This window comes from Aeromonas sp. R2-3 (assembly GCF_040908375.1).
Classification (GTDB): Bacteria; Pseudomonadota; Gammaproteobacteria; order Enterobacterales; family Aeromonadaceae; genus Aeromonas; species Aeromonas veronii.
On sequence record NZ_JBFODP010000032.1, the window covers coordinates 402,855 to 418,205 of the forward strand.

Genomic DNA, 15,351 nt, shown 5'->3' on the forward strand with positions numbered 1-15,351 from the left:
ATCCTTCCCGCCCGTCCCCTTCTTCAGGTCATAATGACGAAGGGGATTTCCCCAAAAACCAATATCTTGCAACATCCTGAGCGGATGTCTCCCAAGCAAGAGATCTCTTTGGCCGAACGGAAGCCATTTGCTGATGCCTCGTCACCACGCACTGCTCGGATTACTGGCACTGCTGCCGCTGGCAGCCAACGCCGCATACCGGTTCGATGTGCCGGACTATCTTGCTCGCCTGCCCGAGCAGACCTATCGCATCGTAGAACAGAACTTCAATTCCCTTTATCAGCAGACTGATTTCACTCCCCTGATCACCAACAGCTACTTCAACGGCTCCCATCTCTACAAGTTTGTCGGGGTACCGCTGGCCATTAGCGCCCAGTCAGGTTTCCAGCTGGAGGTGTTTGGTCAGGTCTATAACCGCGCTTCGCAAGCCTATATGCACCTGAGCGAGGATATGTCCCTCTATCGGGTGATGCGGGTCGATCTGATGGGGAACCCCAATGATCAACTGGCCATCGGTTTTGGTCTGGGGGTGCCCATCACCCCGTTGCTGACCCTCAAGGCGATCGCCTCCGGCAGTGATATCCCGGGCTATGGCTCCGCCAAATACGCCGTCGGTTTTGAGTGGCGTTACTAAAAAACGTGGCTGATAACCGCTGATTGAAACAATTCAGGCTCCGTGATGGAGCCTGAATTGTTTATGGTGACGCTGTGATCAGGTGTAGCGGATCACCCGCCCCTCACCCCCTTGCAGGGTGACAGCCGTGCCGACTGCCTGTCCCTGCCAAAAATCGGTTCCCCCTTCCGGCAGCAGAAACTCCTGTGGTTGCCCCTCCCAGTTGAACAAGCAGAGCAGAGTACCGCCCTCGGGCAGGCTTACTTCGCCGCAGGCAAAGTCCATCGACTCGAAACGGGCAGAAGGTGTCCGAGCCGCGCAGAGCGTCAACAACTTGCACAGTTGCACCGCCTGCTCCTCATCGAGATCTTGCAGTCGATCACCGGCCAGCATCATGCCGCCGCTCGCCACCAGCGCTGCCAGATGGAAGCCGTAATCCGCCTTGCTTGCCTGCTGGCTCGGCAGATCACGCAGACAGATGCAGTCGGGGTCAAGGGCCCAGAGCTTGTCATTCTGCCAGGCGCGGCAGAAGGCCTCGCGGGCGATCTGGCGATAGCGGTGGCCATTGCGCTCCACGTCATCGCTCACCCGCATGCCGTGCACCAGCCCAAGGCTGGGCCAGATGGGCGCGTTGCAACCGAGCAGGAAAGCGCCTTCACCAGCACCACGCAGAATGGCCACCATACCGCGTCGATAGGCTTCAACCCGGGTGGCGGCCGGATCGTGGAAACGACCACCGTGGATAGCGCCCCAGAAATTGGCATCCAGCTTGAAGTAGTGGATGCCCCACTGCTCACGCAAAGTGCGGAACACCTGCTCAAGGTGCGCCTGCACCTCGGGGTGGGTACCATCCAGCACATACCAGGGAGTGCAGCGCCAACCGCCATAGGTAACCCGTTCGGAAGGCAGCGGCAGACCGTCATCCCCCTTCACAAACCAATCGGGGTGCTCCTGAAACACTTGCGAAGTGGGCTCTGCAATAAAGGGAGCGACCCAGAGGGCGGGTTCGCAGCCAGCCTGTTTGATCTCCGCAGCCAGTGAGGCTACACCTTGCTCGAACTTGGCCGACGGAGTGAGCCAGTCGCCCATCTTGGCCTGATAGCCGTCGTCTATCTGCACATAGCGCAGGGCCGGGAAGCGCTCGGCACGCACCTGCAGGTTCTCGCGAATATCGGCAGCACTCACCTCGGCGTAGTAGTGATACCAGGAGCACCAGCCGCTCGGGCGCTCACTCACCTTGCCGATCAGCGAGCCATGTTCGACCTCGATCAGCCGTGCCAGTTCGGCCAGCAGATCTTCGCGCTCCGCCCCTTCGAGGCAGATCAGCGCCTCGCTCTGCCAATGCTCACCAGCCGCGAGTTTTCGCCCTTCGCAGTTCATCAGGATCTTCAAGCGACCATCGGGATAGAGGCGAAACTCCCCGCCAAAACGGTGGCAGCTGGCAAAGGCGAGCAGCAGCCACCCCTTGCCATGCTCCACCAGCAACAGGTTGTGAATGGTGTGATAGTCATTGTCATCAGTGATGCGATAGACGCTGGCATCGGGACAACGACCGACATGTTGCGGTGATTGCCAGCAACCCATGGTCTGGGCCAGCATCTGGAATCCTTCGCCATAGATGGCGCTCTCCACCGGCAGGCCAAGCTTGCCGTCAAACAGCACCCAGCGCTCAACCGGAGTGGCATCAGCGCCGGTGTTGTCGAGTCGCACCCGACACAGGGGCCCTTCCCACTGACGGGTTTGCAGCAGGTGGGGTGGCAACACATTATCGTTCGCCAGCTGGCGAACTCGGGACAAGAGGGATGTCATCACTACTCCTTGTAGTTCGAAAAAGGGTTCTATCAGACGATGTTCAACAGATAATCTGCATACAAATCAGCTTCAAACGAACTGATTTCAGTTGTTATTGTTTTAATGCCGCGACCCGGCCTCTCTGGTAAACTGCGATTTTTCTTCCCAGTCGATGAGGTTCACGTGATCGCGCAACGCGCCTTGCTGTACTTTCGTGACTTTATGGTCATCGTCGCCTGCCTGCTGGCAGGCAAATCCGTGGCAGCCATCCTGCCGTTCGCCTTTCCCGGCAGCATCATCGGTATGCTGCTGCTGTTTGTGCTGCTCTCCCTGCAACTGATCAAGCTGCACTGGGTCGAGCTGGGCGCTGGCTTGCTGCTGCGCCACATGGGCGTGCTGTTCGTGCCGGTCGCTGTCGGGCTGGTGGCCTGGCTTGAGCCCCTGCGCCAATCCTTCGGCGTCATCATGCTCTGCATCGTGCTCGGGATCGTGCTGATCCTCGCCACCGTCGGTCGGCTCTACCAGAGGATGAACAAATGATCTTCTGGCTCGCAATTCCCCTGACCCTGGCGCTCTATTTCGCCACTCGCGCCCTCTATCGCCGCCTGCCCTGGCCCATCATCAATCCGGTGCTGGTGCCGACCGCGGTGATCATCGGCCTGCTGCTCTGGCTCGATCTGCCCCTTGAGCAGTACGAGCGCGGCAGCAGCCCCATTACCATGCTGCTGGAACCCGCCGTAGTGGCGCTGGCACTGCCGCTCTATCAGCAGGCACGCCAGATCCAGGCCAAGCTCAAGCCCATCCTAATCTGTACCCTCGCCTCCGTCTTGATCTCGGTGTGCACAACCCTGCTGATCGGTCATTTTATGGGCACTGATCCGGCGCTGCTCGCCTCATTGGCCACCAAATCCATCACCACCCCGCTCGCCATGAGCGTCAGCCAGTCCATCGGCGGCATTCCCGCCATCGCGGCCGCCGTGGTGGTGGTGGTGGGGATTGTCGGTGCCCTGATCGGCTATCCACTGCTCAAACTGCTGAAAGTGACCGATCCGGAAGCCCAAGGGCTCGCCATGGGGGCCTGTGCCCACGCCATCGGCACGGCTACCTCCGCCGAGAAGGGGATCACCCAGGGGGCCTTTGCATCGCTCGCCATGGTGGTGTGCGGCATCCTCACCGCTGCCGTCGCCCCGCTGCTGTTTGCCATCTATCACTGGCTGATCTGATCACCCCATTGCCCACCTCTTGACCATTCCGAGGGGCCTGCTGGCCTCTCGGGGTGCGACCTGCCGCACAATTTGCACAAGACAAACGTTTCCATTACCATCCCCCTCCGTTTGCCCATCAGGGCGTGAGCCTGCTCACACATTTACCCGAGCTTGCTCCCTACAATGGCCGCCCAATTGGCCTTTGAGGACACACTATGCATCCCCGTTTTGCCAAGCCATTCGATACCCTCTCTGCCCCGCTCAAAGCAGCCGTGCAGCCCATGCTGGATAGTGCCGACTTCAACGCCCGCTTCACGCCGGAGCAAGTCGCCACCCTGAAAGCCGCCACAGGTCTCGATGATCGCGCCCTGCGCCTCGCCCTGTTGCCGCTGGCCGCCGCCTGCTCGGTAGCCCCCATCTCCAAGTTTTATGTCGGTGCCATCGCCTGCGGCCTGAGCGGCAGCTGGTACTTCGGTGCCAACATGGAGTTTGCGGGTCAGGGTCTGTTCCACTCGGTTCACGCCGAGCAGTCCGCCATCTCCAACGCCTGGCTGGGTGGCGAGACCGGGATCTCTGAAATCACCGTCAACTACACCCCCTGCGGCCACTGCCGTCAGTTCATGAACGAGCTGAGCACCGCCAAGATCCTGAAAGTCTCTCTGCCCGATGACCTGAGCGCCCTGCAATCCTTCCTGCCCCACTCGTTTGGCCCGGCAGATCTCGACATCACGGATGCGCTGATGAGCCCGCAGGATCATGCAGAGCTTGAACTTCAAAGCGAAGACCCGCTGTGGCAGGCCGCGCTGGCCGCCGCCCGTCAAAGCTACGCCCCCTACAGCCAGGGCTATGCCGCGGTAGCGCTGCAGTTTGCCGATGGCCGTATCTTCTCTGGCCGCTACGCCGAGAACGCCGCCTTCAACCCCAGCCTGCCGCCGATGCAGATGGCCTGCGCCCATGCGGTGCTTAACGGCGAAGATCTCGCCACCATCCGCCGCGCCGTGCTGCTGGAGAATAAAAATGGCCAGATCAGCCAGCGTGACTCCGCCCAGTCCACCCTCAAGGCGCTGGGCTCGGTCGAGCTGGAGTATCAGGCGGTCTGACCCGGTTTGCTTCGATAAACGAAAGCCCCCGCACCTTGGTGCGGGGGCTTTTTTACTTGGCCATTTAACCGGGAGTGGCCGGAGATCTTTACGGTTTGGCGCGGTTGATCACCCCGTCTAACCGGTTGCTGATCAGACCGGTTTTAGCCGCGCAGTGAAGTGGCGCAGCAGCGGCGGCTCGTAATCAAAGGTGAGCCCGCGAATGTCGCTGGCCCGCGCTTTCACCGCGATCAGGCAGTCGGCCACATAGTCCATGTGATCCCGGGTGTAGACCCGGCGCGGAATGGTAAGGCGCAACAGCTCAAAGTCCGCCGCCTCCTGCTTGCCGGTGACGGGATCGCGCCCGAGCAGCAGGGAGCCAATCTCCACCCCGCGCACGCCCCCTTCCAGATAGAGCTCGCAGGCGAGCGCATGGGCGGGGAACTGCTCGGCCGGAATATGGGGCAGCAGCTTTTTGGCATCCACAAACACCGCATGACCGCCGGTGGGGGTCTGGATGGGAATGCCCGCCTCGGCCAGCCGCTCGCCGAGATAAGCCACCTGACTGATGCGATAGGTGAGATACTCCTCATCCATCCCCTCGCGCAGGCCAATGGCGAGCGCAGCCATGTCCCGCCCGGCGAGACCGCCATAGGTGACGAATCCCTCCATCGCCACGCAGCGCACCTGCACCGCGCGAAACAGGTCGAGATCTTCTTTGAAGCAACAGAGCCCGCCGATATTGACCAGCCCGTCCTTCTTGGCCGACATGGTGAAGATGTCCCCCAGCGCAAACATCTGGCGCACTATCTCCTTGATGCTGCGCTTGGCATAGGCCGGGTCCCGCTCCTTGATAAACCAGGCGTTCTCGGCAAAGCGGGCGGCGTCGATCACCACCGGAATCTGGTGGCGACGGGCCAGCTCGGAGACCGCCTCCATATTGGCCATGGAGACCGGCTGGCCGCCGGCGCTGTTGCAGGTGACCGTGATGATGATGCCGGCCACGTTGGTGGCCCCCAGGGTCTCGATGGTGTCGGTCAGGCGGGGAAGATCAAAATCCCCCTTCCAGGCGTAGGGGGCCGTGGTGTCGAGGGCTTTCGGGGTGAGCAGATTGATGGCCCGCGCGCCAGCCAACTCCACATGGGCTTTGGTGGTGTCGAAATGGTAGTTGGAGATAAACACCGGCGCCTTGCCCCGGCAACGCTTGACCAGCTCGGGGAAGAGGATCTGCTCGGCCCCGCGCCCCTGGTGGGTGGGCATCACATGCTGGTAACCAAAAATGTCGCGCACCGTGCGCTCCAGCTCGACGAAGTTGCGGCTGCCCGCATAGGCCTCATCCCCCATCATGATACCGGCCCACTGGCGATCGGACATGGCACCTGTGCCGCTGTCGGTCAGCAGATCGATGTAGACATCCTCGGCCAGCAGCAGGAAGGGGTTCCAGCCCGCGGCCTCGAGGGCAGCGCGGCGCTCGGCGCCAGTGGTCTGTTTGATGGGCTCGACCATCTTGATACGAAACGGCTCGGGTATACGACGCATATAAGACTCCTCACCGGCGCAAGGCCAGTGTGTTTGAAATCGGGATAGGCAAAGAGGCCGGGGCGATCAGGGTCGTCCGGCTGACAAATTCAAACGGCGGGTGCCGCCAATCAGCGGTGAGGAAAGTCGAAGGTGAGAATGGGATCCCGGGTATACCAGTGGGCGAGCAGGCAGGCTGCCCGGGGCGTAGCTGTCATGATTGGCATCACTCCCCTCCATATCGGTTGTAGACAGTCGATGGCCAACAAGATCCGTTGATGGATGCTGCCAACGGGCAGCCTCGCCACGTTAACGGCTGGTTAATTTGCAAACAAGGGACGCACTGACGGGCTGTGCGCCCGCTCACAAAGTGCGCATCTGCGCGGCAAACTGGCAGTGAGGTTGATCCGTCCACGCCCCCGGTTCGTTATTCTCCCTACCCACACACCACATCCCCCATCAGCCAGGGCCGGAAGCCATCATGCATCGCAAACCCCATCTGCCCGAGAAGATCTGCCCCGTCTGCCAGCGCCCCTTCAGCTGGCGACGCAAGTGGGCGCGCAGTTGGGAGGAGGTTCGCTACTGCAGCGAGCGCTGTCGCCACGCTCGTCACAGCAGTCAGCAACCTGAGGGGGAGCGAGTCTGATGGAGCTGCGCCTTGTGCTCGGCGATCAGCTGAACGCCGGTCACAGCTGGTTTCGCACCCCGGATCCGGAGGTCTGCTATTTGATGGCGGAGCTGCGCCAAGAGACCGACTACTGCCGCCACCACCGTCAGAAGGTGCTGTCCTTCTTTGCCGCCATGCGCGCCTTCGCGGCGGCCCTTGGCAAGGCGGGCCACCGCGTCTGTTACCTGACCCTTGATGAGAGCACCCACTGGCCCGATTTGCCCGGCTTGCTGGAGGCTCAGCTCGAAGCACATCAGGCCGACAGCTTCGCCTGGCAGAGCCCGGATGAGTGGCGCCTCGCCAGCCAGTTGAAAAGCTGGGCGGCAGGCCTTGCCATCCCTGCTACCGAGGTGGATAGCGAACACTTTCTCACCCCCCGCGATGGTTGGCAGCGCTATCCCCACAGCCGGATGGAGTTCTTCTACCGCTCCTTGCGCAAGCAATACCGGGTGCTGCTCGATGAGCGCGGACAACCCCTTGGCGGGCGCTGGAATTTTGATGACGAGAACCGCGCCAAGCTGCCGGAGCGTCAGCCGATCCCGGAACCCCTCACCTTTGCCAATGAGGTGAGCGAGATTGACGCCATGCTGACCCTCCACGGGGTCAGTACCATCGGCGAGGCGGATGCCAGCAAGCTGCCGTGGCCCATCACAAGGCGCCAGAGTCGCGAGCTGCTGGCCCATTTTCTGGCCCACTGCCTGCCCCACTTTGGCCGCTATCAGGATGCCCTGAGCGAGCGGGGGTGGAGCCTGTTTCACAGCCGTCTGTCGTTTTCCCTCAACAGCAAGATGCTTAATCCGCTTGAGGTGATCCGCGCTGCCGAATCCCACTGGCAGGCCAATCAGGCAACCATCACTTTGGCGCAGGTCGAGGGTTTTATCCGCCAGATCCTCGGCTGGCGCGAGTTTGTCCGTGCCCTTTACTGGGAGAAGATGCCCGACTACCAGCAGACCAATTTTCTCGGGGCCAACCGGCCGCTGCCCGGTTTTTTCTGGAACGGCGAAACCAGGATGGCCTGCGTGCGCCACGCCATTGGCCAGTCCCTCGAGCACGGTTACGCCCACCATATCCAGCGGCTGATGGTGACCGGCAACTTTGCCCTGCTGGCGGGGATCGATCCTGACGAGGTGGATCAGTGGTATCTCGGCATCTATGTGGATGCCATCGAGTGGGTGGAGCTGCCCAACACCCGCGGCATGAGCCAGTTTGCCGATGGCGGCCTGATGGGCAGCAAGCCCTACGCCAGTAGCGGCGCCTATCTCGAGCGGATGGGCCACTACTGCAAGGGGTGCCACTATCAGGTCAAAGCCCGCCACGGTGATGGGAGCTGCCCCTTCAACAGCCTCTACTGGCACTTTCTCTGGCGCAATCGGGACAAGCTCGGCAACAACCCTCGCCTCGCCCTCCCCTATGCCAACTGGGATGGCCAAGCCGCCGGACAACAGCAGGCCATTCTGGCGACTGCGGAGCACTACCTGATCCACCTTGAGCAGTTGTAAGCGGGCCATACCCCCTGACACTGCCCTGAAAACAGCGCAGCGATTTACGCTGGCAATCAGGCGCGTCATCGCACCAAACACCAGTCTGTGACAGGCAAGCAGACGGAGATCCCAATCCTGCGCAGAGCGGTTGAATATCCTGTGGCGGCTGATTATGGTGGTGGCCACATCAGGAGATCAGTCAAGGAAAGACGATATGGAGATAGTGGTTCTCGGTGGCGGCGTGATCGGGGTAACCAGCGCCTGGTATCTGGCCAAAGCGGGTCACAAGGTGACCCTGCTGGAGCGACAAGGTGGCGTCGCCCTTGAAACCAGCCATGCCAACGCCGGGCAGATATCCCCCGGCTATGCGGCCCCCTGGGCAGCCCCCGGCATTCCCCTCAAGGCCGCCAAGTGGATGCTGCAAAAGCATGCCCCCTTCACCGTGCGCCCCACTGCCGATCCCTTCCAGCTACGCTGGATGCTCAGAATGCTCGCCAACTGCACCCCGACCGCCTATGCCACCAATAAGGGGCGCATGGTGCGTCTGGCCGAATACAGCCGCGACTGTATGAAGGCACTGCGCGACGAGCTCAACATCGATTACGAAGGGCGCCAACTCGGCACCCTGCAGCTGTTTCGCAGCCAATCCCAGCTCGATGCCAGTCAGCGCGATATTGAGGTGCTGGAGGAGTATGGCGTCCCCTACCAGTCGCTCGATGCCAGCGGCTGCGAGGCGGCAGAGCCTGCGCTGGCGCGGGTGCGCGGAAAAATCGTCGGCGGCCTGCGCCTGCCTGGCGACGAGACCGGCGACTGCTTCCGCTTCACCAAGGCCCTTGCCCTTGAAGCCGAGAAGCTCGGGGTCAAGTTCGTCTTCAACTGCGACATCGACGAGATTGAGCAAGCCCGCGGCCGCGCCGTGGCGGTGCGGGCGAGCGAGCAGCGCTATCGCGCCGATGCCATCGTCTGCGCGCTCGGCAGTTATGCCACCGGCTTTTTACGGCCGCTGCTGCGCCCGCTCGGGCTGGAGCTGCCGGTCTATCCGGTCAAGGGCTACTCCCTCACCCTGCCGATGATCAATGCCGAGGCCGCGCCGCGCAGTACCGTGCTCGACGAGACCTACAAGGTGGCCATCACCCGCTTTGACGAGCGGATCCGGGTCGGCGGCATGGCGGAGCTGTCGGGCTACAACCTCGCTCTCAACCCCAGACGTCACGACACCCTGGCGATGGTGGTGGGGGATCTCTTCCCCGAGGGGGGCGATATCAGCAAGGCCGAGTTCTGGACCGGCCTGCGTCCCATGACGCCGGACGGCACCCCGCTGGTGGGGCCGAGCCCCATTCCCGGTCTCTGGCTCAATACCGGCCACGGCACATTGGGCTGGACCATGGCGGCCGGCTCGGGTCAGCTGTTGTGCGATCTTATCAGCGGCAGCGAGCCCGCCATCAGCGATGAGGGGTTGACCCTGGCCCGTTACGGCTAAGCGCCTACGTTGTCGGGCTGTTTCACTCGCCAACTACGCCCCCAGACAACAGCAGAGGACGTCCTCAACCGCTTTATTGACAGGCCACCGCCATAAACGGTGGCCTTTTCGTCTGATGTTGACCTTCTCCCTCCCCGTCTGCCTGAGCGGTACTCTCCCTGCCGGTTAATGCAGCAAACGGCACAGAATATTGCGCAATTCGACTTGCGCAAGCCGTCACAATCCGTAATGTGGATAGACGCATTTTTCGCAGCGCATATTTTTTAAATGGCCTGTAAACCGCTTGTAAACAGGCGTCGCCAGACAAGAGGTTACGGGTGTCACCACGAGTTTCTTTAGCAGCAATCCAGGGTAGGACAATATGAAAAAAGTAGGTTTGGTCGGTTGGCGTGGCATGGTGGGATCGGTTCTGATGAGCCGGATGCAGGAAGAGCAGGATTTCGCCCATATTCAACCCACATTCTTCACCACCTCCCAGGCCGGTGAGGCCGCTCCCAACTTCGGCGTCGATGCCGGTACTCTGCAAGATGCCTTCGATATCGAGGCGCTGGCCAAGCAGGATATCATCATCACCGCCCAGGGCGGCGACTACACCAAGGATGTCTATCCGCGCCTGAAAGCCGCCGGCTGGCAGGGTTACTGGATTGACGCCGCCTCCTCCCTGCGGATGGAGAAAGACGCCGTCATCATTCTGGATCCGGTCAACGGCGATGTGATTGAACAGGCCCTGAACGATGGCATCAAGACCTTCGTTGGCGGCAACTGCACCGTCAGCCTGATGCTGCTGGCCCTAGGCGGCCTGTTCAAGGCCGATCTGGTGGAGTGGGTGAGCGTGGCCACCTATCAGGCTGCCTCCGGTGGCGGTGCCCGCCATATGCGTGAGCTGGTCACCCAGATGGGGATGCTGCGCGACGAAGTGGCGGTCGAGCTGGCGGATCCCGCCTCCGCCATTCTCGACATCGAGCGCAAGATCACCGAGAAGACCCGCTCCGGCACCCTGCCGGTAGACAACTTCGGCGTGCCGCTGGCCGGTGGCCTTATCCCCTGGATCGACACCAAGCTCGACAACGGCCAGAGCCGTGAAGAGTGGAAAGGTCAGGCCGAGACCAACAAGATTTTGGGTATCGAGAACGCCGTCATTCCGGTGGATGGTCTCTGTGTGCGGATCGGCGCCCTGCGCTGCCACAGCCAGGCCTTCACCATCAAGCTGAAAAAAGATGTGCCGCTGGCGGAGATCGAAGCCCTGCTGGCTGCCCACAACGACTGGGTAAAAGTGATCCCCAACGATCGCGACATCACCGCCCGCGAGCTGACTCCGGCGGCCGTCACCGGCACCCTCAGCATTCCGGTGGGCCGTCTGCGCAAACTCAATATGGGCCCTGAGTATCTGGCCGCCTTTACCGTGGGTGACCAGCTGCTGTGGGGCGCCGCCGAGCCGCTGCGCCGCATGCTGCGTATCCTGCTGGCGCGCTAATCCGCCACAGAAGCAGAGACAACAAGGGCGGGGAGTCACACTCCCCGCCCTTTATTATTGCCTGTTGTCATGACCCGTTTAGCGGGTTTGCGGCCTTGCCATTACTTGAGCAGAATGCGCTGACAGCCGCTGTAGATCTCGGCCCGCCCAGGGCGGCAAAAGCCCACCAGCGTCAGCCCGGTCTGCTCGGCCCGCTCGACCGCAAGCTCGGTGGCAGCCGAAATGGCGAGCAAAATTTCCACCCCGGCGCTGGCGCACTTTTGCACCATCTCGAAACTGGCGCGGCTGGTTACCAGAATGGCACCATCACGGCGGCCCGTGCGGCACAGATGGCCCACCAGCTTGTCCAGCGCAATATGGCGCCCCACATCCTCACGGATGGCGAGAATATTGCCCTCACCATCCAGATGCACAGCCGCATGGGTGGCGCCGGTGCGCTGACCCAGCAACTGGAGCGGGCGCAGCGCGCTCAATACCTTGTCGATATGGCCCACCGCCAGACGCTGACTGTCGGGCAAGCTTGGCTGGGTGCGGATCACCTGCTCCAGACTCTCGCTGCCGCAGATGCCGCAACCGGTACGGCCCGCCAGGGTGCGCCGCTTCTCTTTAAGACGATGGACGCAGCGGTTGGCCAAGGTGATATGCAGCTCAATCCCCTGACAGCCATCAATCTGCTCGATGTCGTGGATATCGAGCAGGCTGTCGATGATCCCCTCGGATAGCGAAAACCCGATGGCGAAATCCTCCAGATCGGAGGCCGAGCACATCATCACGCTGTGGGCGATGCCGTTGTAGACCAGCGCCACCGGCGTCTCGGAGGGCAACTCCATTTCGCTGTCGCAGGTCAAGGTATCAGCGCGGTAGTGCACCACCTCGCGATGGATGGCGCAGCGTGCCAACTCGCTCTGCTCTGGGCTTGGCTTTCGGCTGTGTTCTGGGCGCTGCTCGCCTGTCGCCTCTGGCAGGGGTGTCTCTGTTTCTCCCCTCATGGTGCGACCCCATCGATGATCTCGGGATCTCTGGCCGAGATGCCGAGCCGCTTCATTTTCGAAAGCAAGGTGGTGCGCTTCATCCCGAGGCGGTTGGCCGCCCCCCGCTCGCCAGCGACGATGCCGTTGCAGTCACGCAGGGCGGCGATGATCGCCTCGCGCTCATCGGTCGGCCCCTCCTCGGCAAAGAGCGGCGTGGCGGGCTCGTCATAGACCAGGGTCTCAATCTTGTGATAACCCTTGAGTGGCATCAGCTCATCGGGCGAGAGGTTGAGCACATGGCCGCGGGTCATCACCACGGCGCGCTCGATGACGTTCTCCAGCTCGCGGATATTGCCGTACCAGGGGAGTGACACCAGCATTTTCATGGCATCGGCGGGGATGGCGGTGATGGTGCGGCGCATCCGCTTGGCAATCTTCTTGATAAAGAAATTGACCAAGAGCGGAATATCCTCGCGGCGCTCGCGCAGCGGCGGCAGTTCGATGGGAAAGACATTGAGGCGGTAGTAGAGATCGCTTCGAAAGCGCTTGTTCTTGACCATGGAGAGCAGATCGCAGTTGGTGGCGGCCACCAGCCGCAGATCCACCGCGATGGGGTTGCTGTTGCCGACCCGCTCCAGTTCGTGCTCCTGCAATACCCGCAAGAGTTTGGGCTGCAAGTCCAGCGGCATATCCCCCACTTCGTCGAGGAACAGGGTGCCCTTGTGGGCCCGCTCGAAACGGCCGATCCGCTGGGTCAGGGCACCGGTAAAGGCCCCCTTCTCGTGGCCAAAGAGATCGCTCTCGATAAGGCCGGTGGGGATGGCGGCGCAGTTCACCTTTACCATCTCGTGGTCGTGGCGGGCACTCAGGGCATGAATGGCCTGGGCGATCAGCTCCTTGCCGGTACCGGTCTCACCGAGGATCAGCACGGTACTGTCGCTCTCGGCCACCAGCCGCACCTTCTCCAGCACGCTCTCCATCACCGCGCTCTGGTAGATGATGTGGGGAAACTCCCCCTGCATCTGCGGCTCGTTGATGCGAATGGTCTTCTCTTTGGCGCCGTTGGTGTTGGAGATCTCCTGCTGCGCCTGCACGTTGTTCATGGCAATGGCGGTGCGCGCCGCCACCTGCTCCAGCAATGAGATATCGATATCGGCAAAAAAGTCGGCGTTGGGGTGCGAGAGGATCAACACCCCCAGCAGGTTGCCCCGATAGCGCAGCGGCAAAATGCAGGAGCTGTCGGCCTCGGGGGGCAGGATCTGGGAGGTAAAGCGGCAGCGATTGCTGCAGCCGTGGCCGTGTTCGCGATAGACAAAAAACGGCTCGCTATGGCCAAGGGCCCCCTGCAGGCACTTCTTTTCAAAACAGGAGTGGTCGATGATGCCCGGCTGCTCGCTCTGGTGCTGATTGACCAGATAGCTCTTGAAGCTGTCGGAGGTGGCGTTGTATTCGGCCAGGCACAAGCTGCTGATGCCGAAGTGGTGGTGCAGGATGGCAAACAGGCTCTTGGGCAGCTCGGCGATGCGCACCAGTTTGATTACCGCGTTGGTCACATCCACCAGAATTTTGCAGCTGTCGCGCTCAAGGCGCAGGGAGTTGGCCTGCTCAAGGGTGCGCTCCTTGTCGAGCACGTTCTCCAGCGCAATGGCGATAATGGCCGCCAGCTGGGTCAGCTTGGCGAGGGTCTCCATGGTGAAGCTGTCGAGCTGGGTGTTGATAAACTCGACCCCGCCAAGGTGGCTGCGGGCGGTGGTGATGGGGAGCTGGCAGTAGGAGCGCAGCCCCCCGTAGACCCCTTCGCGATCCAGCGCCGGGCAGCGATTCTCAAAGCGGGCGGCAGCGAGAATGATGGCCTGTTCCGGTGTCTCTTTGGCAGGACGGGGGGAGAGGTGCAGCTCTGCCTTGGGGCAGACCAGATGCTTTGGGCCGGACTGTCCCATGAAATAGAAGATGGCCTCCTCGTCCGCACCCATGTTGAGGATCAGGTTGACCCGGGTCACGCCGCCGAAGCTGGCATCTATCTTGTTGAGTTTGTGGATAAAATCATCGAGCGTCACGGCCGACAGGAGGGATTTGGAGAGCAGGAGGAAACCGTCGTCCCAGATGGGAGAGATCTCGTCCAGGGGGATGGCACTCACATTTAGCATTGCGGCCTCACGTTATATCGATTTAGTCACCAGTCAGGCTGTCCATGCCATCGCATCACGACAAGCACCCGTCACCAAAATAAATAGCCGCAGCCCGTAAAAGCGGCTGCCAATAAGAAAAGCGGTGACGATAATTGTCGCATGTTGCAATTCCAGAGTTGTTATTAACGAACGACAACAAAAAGTAACATCGTTATCGGGGGATATATTGGAATGGCGACTCATCATAGATGAGCTCAAATTTCATTACAATCCGATTTAATATATCTGATGGCCATATTTAACCGGTTATTTCATCAGTTCTTGATCTCAATTAAGGCGCCTGAAAAGTGGGCCGCCGTCAACTGTCAGATCTGCCTCTCCTCTTCGCTGGCTGCTTCACTGGCTGCGGGTTTCGAGATGGCGTTTGCTGCCCATCCATCGGCAGTTTATGAGGTGATGATCCGGCTGTGGCAGCACTTCAGGCCACCGAAGATAAAGAGGGCCGACAGGCTCTGGAAGGCCATCAGCAGCCAGCTGGCGTTGTCGGCAAGCTCGGCGGTGACGCTCTGATGCGTGAGGTAGACCAACAGGGTGATCACCCCCAGCAGCAGGCCGTTGATCAAGGTGGTGGAGATAAACCCGATCAGCCAGGCACTGGAAATACTCAAGGCAGAAAATACGCTGCCCATGGCAAGCCGCGCCGCCATAAAGCAGCCGAAAAAACCGAAGCCGAGCAGAAATATCATCTCGTCGCGCCAAATATAGCAACCTATTCCCAGCAATATCGCCGCCAGATAGGTGCCAATATAGAAAAGTCCGAATAAGCGACCAATTTCATGTTGCATCATTTACTCCCCTTTCTTTGGGTAATAAAAGGGTGCCCGACTCGATAAATCCGAGTCGGGTTCCCTTATTTGTGCAGAACGTCCTTTTTTAGGGCGGG

At 60.9% G+C, this 15,351-nt stretch carries 13 protein-coding genes; 8 read left to right on the forward strand and 5 right to left on the reverse strand.

Annotation, left to right across the window (positions count from 1 at the left end):
* The first annotated feature begins 133 nt into the window (after positions 1–133).
* The gene (locus AB5Z02_RS19425) at positions 134–634 is read left to right on the forward strand and encodes a hypothetical protein (protein ID WP_005333277.1); all 501 of its coding nucleotides are present in this window, start codon (positions 134–136) and stop codon (positions 632–634) included.
* 78 nt (positions 635–712) lie between these two features.
* Here the strand turns inward: AB5Z02_RS19425 and AB5Z02_RS19430 are convergent, their stop codons facing one another.
* Complete coding sequence (locus AB5Z02_RS19430; protein WP_368216721.1) at positions 713–2,422, reverse strand: glycoside hydrolase family 36 protein; 1,710 nt, start codon at positions 2,420–2,422, stop codon at positions 713–715.
* 165 nt (positions 2,423–2,587) lie between these two features.
* Here AB5Z02_RS19430 and AB5Z02_RS19435 point away from each other — a divergent pair, with 165 nt between their 5' ends.
* The 3 genes from AB5Z02_RS19435 (at position 2,588) to cdd (ending at position 4,709) form a co-directional block, all read left to right on the forward strand.
* Positions 2,588–2,944 (forward strand): CidA/LrgA family protein, encoded by a 357-nt coding sequence (locus AB5Z02_RS19435; protein WP_005333279.1) that lies wholly within the window; start codon positions 2,588–2,590, stop codon positions 2,942–2,944.
* Entirely contained in the window at positions 2,941–3,627 is a 687-nt protein-coding gene (locus tag AB5Z02_RS19440) for an LrgB family protein (RefSeq protein ID WP_042658234.1), read from the forward strand. The genes AB5Z02_RS19435 and AB5Z02_RS19440 overlap by 4 nt, the downstream gene beginning before the upstream one ends.
* Positions 3,628–3,824: 197 nt before the next feature.
* The gene (gene cdd, locus AB5Z02_RS19445; protein WP_005345271.1) at positions 3,825–4,709 is read left to right on the forward strand and encodes a cytidine deaminase; all 885 of its coding nucleotides are present in this window, start codon (positions 3,825–3,827) and stop codon (positions 4,707–4,709) included.
* Positions 4,710–4,841: 132 nt separating this feature from the next.
* Here cdd and AB5Z02_RS19450 read toward each other — a convergent pair whose 3' ends face one another.
* The gene (locus AB5Z02_RS19450) at positions 4,842–6,227 is read right to left on the reverse strand and encodes a tryptophanase (protein ID WP_368216723.1); all 1,386 of its coding nucleotides are present in this window, start codon (positions 6,225–6,227) and stop codon (positions 4,842–4,844) included.
* A 460-nt stretch (positions 6,228–6,687) separates the two neighbouring features.
* On the opposite strand from AB5Z02_RS19450, the gene AB5Z02_RS19455 reads away from it, so the two are divergent.
* The 4 genes from AB5Z02_RS19455 (at position 6,688) to asd (ending at position 11,308) form a co-directional block, all read left to right on the forward strand.
* Positions 6,688–6,852 (forward strand): DUF2256 domain-containing protein, encoded by a 165-nt coding sequence (locus AB5Z02_RS19455; RefSeq protein WP_081849283.1) that lies wholly within the window; start codon positions 6,688–6,690, stop codon positions 6,850–6,852.
* Complete coding sequence (locus tag AB5Z02_RS19460) at positions 6,852–8,372, forward strand: cryptochrome/photolyase family protein (protein WP_368216725.1); 1,521 nt, start codon at positions 6,852–6,854, stop codon at positions 8,370–8,372. The genes AB5Z02_RS19455 and AB5Z02_RS19460 overlap by 1 nt, the downstream gene beginning before the upstream one ends.
* Positions 8,373–8,526: 154 nt before the next feature.
* Positions 8,527–9,834 carry a D-amino acid dehydrogenase gene (locus AB5Z02_RS19465; RefSeq protein ID WP_368216905.1) on the forward strand — a complete coding sequence of 436 codons (1,308 nt, stop codon included), beginning with the start codon at positions 8,527–8,529 and terminating at the stop codon, positions 9,832–9,834.
* A 361-nt stretch (positions 9,835–10,195) separates the two neighbouring features.
* On the forward strand, positions 10,196–11,308 hold the full coding sequence (asd, locus tag AB5Z02_RS19470) for an aspartate-semialdehyde dehydrogenase (protein ID WP_005345266.1): 1,113 nt from the start codon (positions 10,196–10,198) through the stop codon (positions 11,306–11,308).
* Positions 11,309–11,409: 101 nt separating this feature from the next.
* Here asd and fdhD read toward each other — a convergent pair whose 3' ends face one another.
* The 3 genes from fdhD to AB5Z02_RS19485 all read right to left on the reverse strand — a co-directional run bounded on the left by fdhD (position 11,410) and on the right by AB5Z02_RS19485 (position 15,253).
* Positions 11,410–12,297: a formate dehydrogenase accessory sulfurtransferase FdhD gene (fdhD, locus tag AB5Z02_RS19475; RefSeq protein ID WP_368216727.1), complete on the reverse strand. Its 888-nt coding sequence runs from the start codon at positions 12,295–12,297 to the stop codon at positions 11,410–11,412.
* The gene (locus tag AB5Z02_RS19480; protein WP_368216729.1) at positions 12,294–14,426 is read right to left on the reverse strand and encodes a sigma 54-interacting transcriptional regulator; all 2,133 of its coding nucleotides are present in this window, start codon (positions 14,424–14,426) and stop codon (positions 12,294–12,296) included. Before AB5Z02_RS19480 ends, fdhD begins: the two co-directional genes overlap by 4 nt.
* A 428-nt stretch (positions 14,427–14,854) precedes the next feature.
* Entirely contained in the window at positions 14,855–15,253 is a 399-nt protein-coding gene (locus tag AB5Z02_RS19485; protein WP_042082106.1) for a hypothetical protein, read from the reverse strand.
* Positions 15,254–15,351: the final 98 nt, after the last annotated feature.

Coding starts and splice junctions, on each gene's coding strand:
- AB5Z02_RS19425 (WP_005333277.1), top strand. CDS start 134: ATGCCTCGTCACCACGCACTGCTCGGATTACTGGCACTGCTGCCGCTG.
- AB5Z02_RS19430 (WP_368216721.1), bottom strand. CDS start 2,422: ATGACATCCCTCTTGTCCCGAGTTCGCCAGCTGGCGAACGATAATGTG.
- AB5Z02_RS19440 (WP_042658234.1), top strand. CDS start 2,941: ATGATCTTCTGGCTCGCAATTCCCCTGACCCTGGCGCTCTATTTCGCC.
- cdd (WP_005345271.1), top strand. CDS start 3,825: ATGCATCCCCGTTTTGCCAAGCCATTCGATACCCTCTCTGCCCCGCTC.
- AB5Z02_RS19450 (WP_368216723.1), bottom strand. CDS start 6,227: ATGCGTCGTATACCCGAGCCGTTTCGTATCAAGATGGTCGAGCCCATC.
- AB5Z02_RS19455 (WP_081849283.1), top strand. CDS start 6,688: ATGCATCGCAAACCCCATCTGCCCGAGAAGATCTGCCCCGTCTGCCAG.
- AB5Z02_RS19460 (WP_368216725.1), top strand. CDS start 6,852: ATGGAGCTGCGCCTTGTGCTCGGCGATCAGCTGAACGCCGGTCACAGC.
- AB5Z02_RS19465 (WP_368216905.1), top strand. CDS start 8,527: ATGGTGGTGGCCACATCAGGAGATCAGTCAAGGAAAGACGATATGGAG.
- asd (WP_005345266.1), top strand. CDS start 10,196: ATGAAAAAAGTAGGTTTGGTCGGTTGGCGTGGCATGGTGGGATCGGTT.
- fdhD (WP_368216727.1), bottom strand. CDS start 12,297: ATGAGGGGAGAAACAGAGACACCCCTGCCAGAGGCGACAGGCGAGCAG.
- AB5Z02_RS19480 (WP_368216729.1), bottom strand. CDS start 14,426: ATGCTAAATGTGAGTGCCATCCCCCTGGACGAGATCTCTCCCATCTGG.
- AB5Z02_RS19485 (WP_042082106.1), bottom strand. CDS start 15,253: ATGCAACATGAAATTGGTCGCTTATTCGGACTTTTCTATATTGGCACC.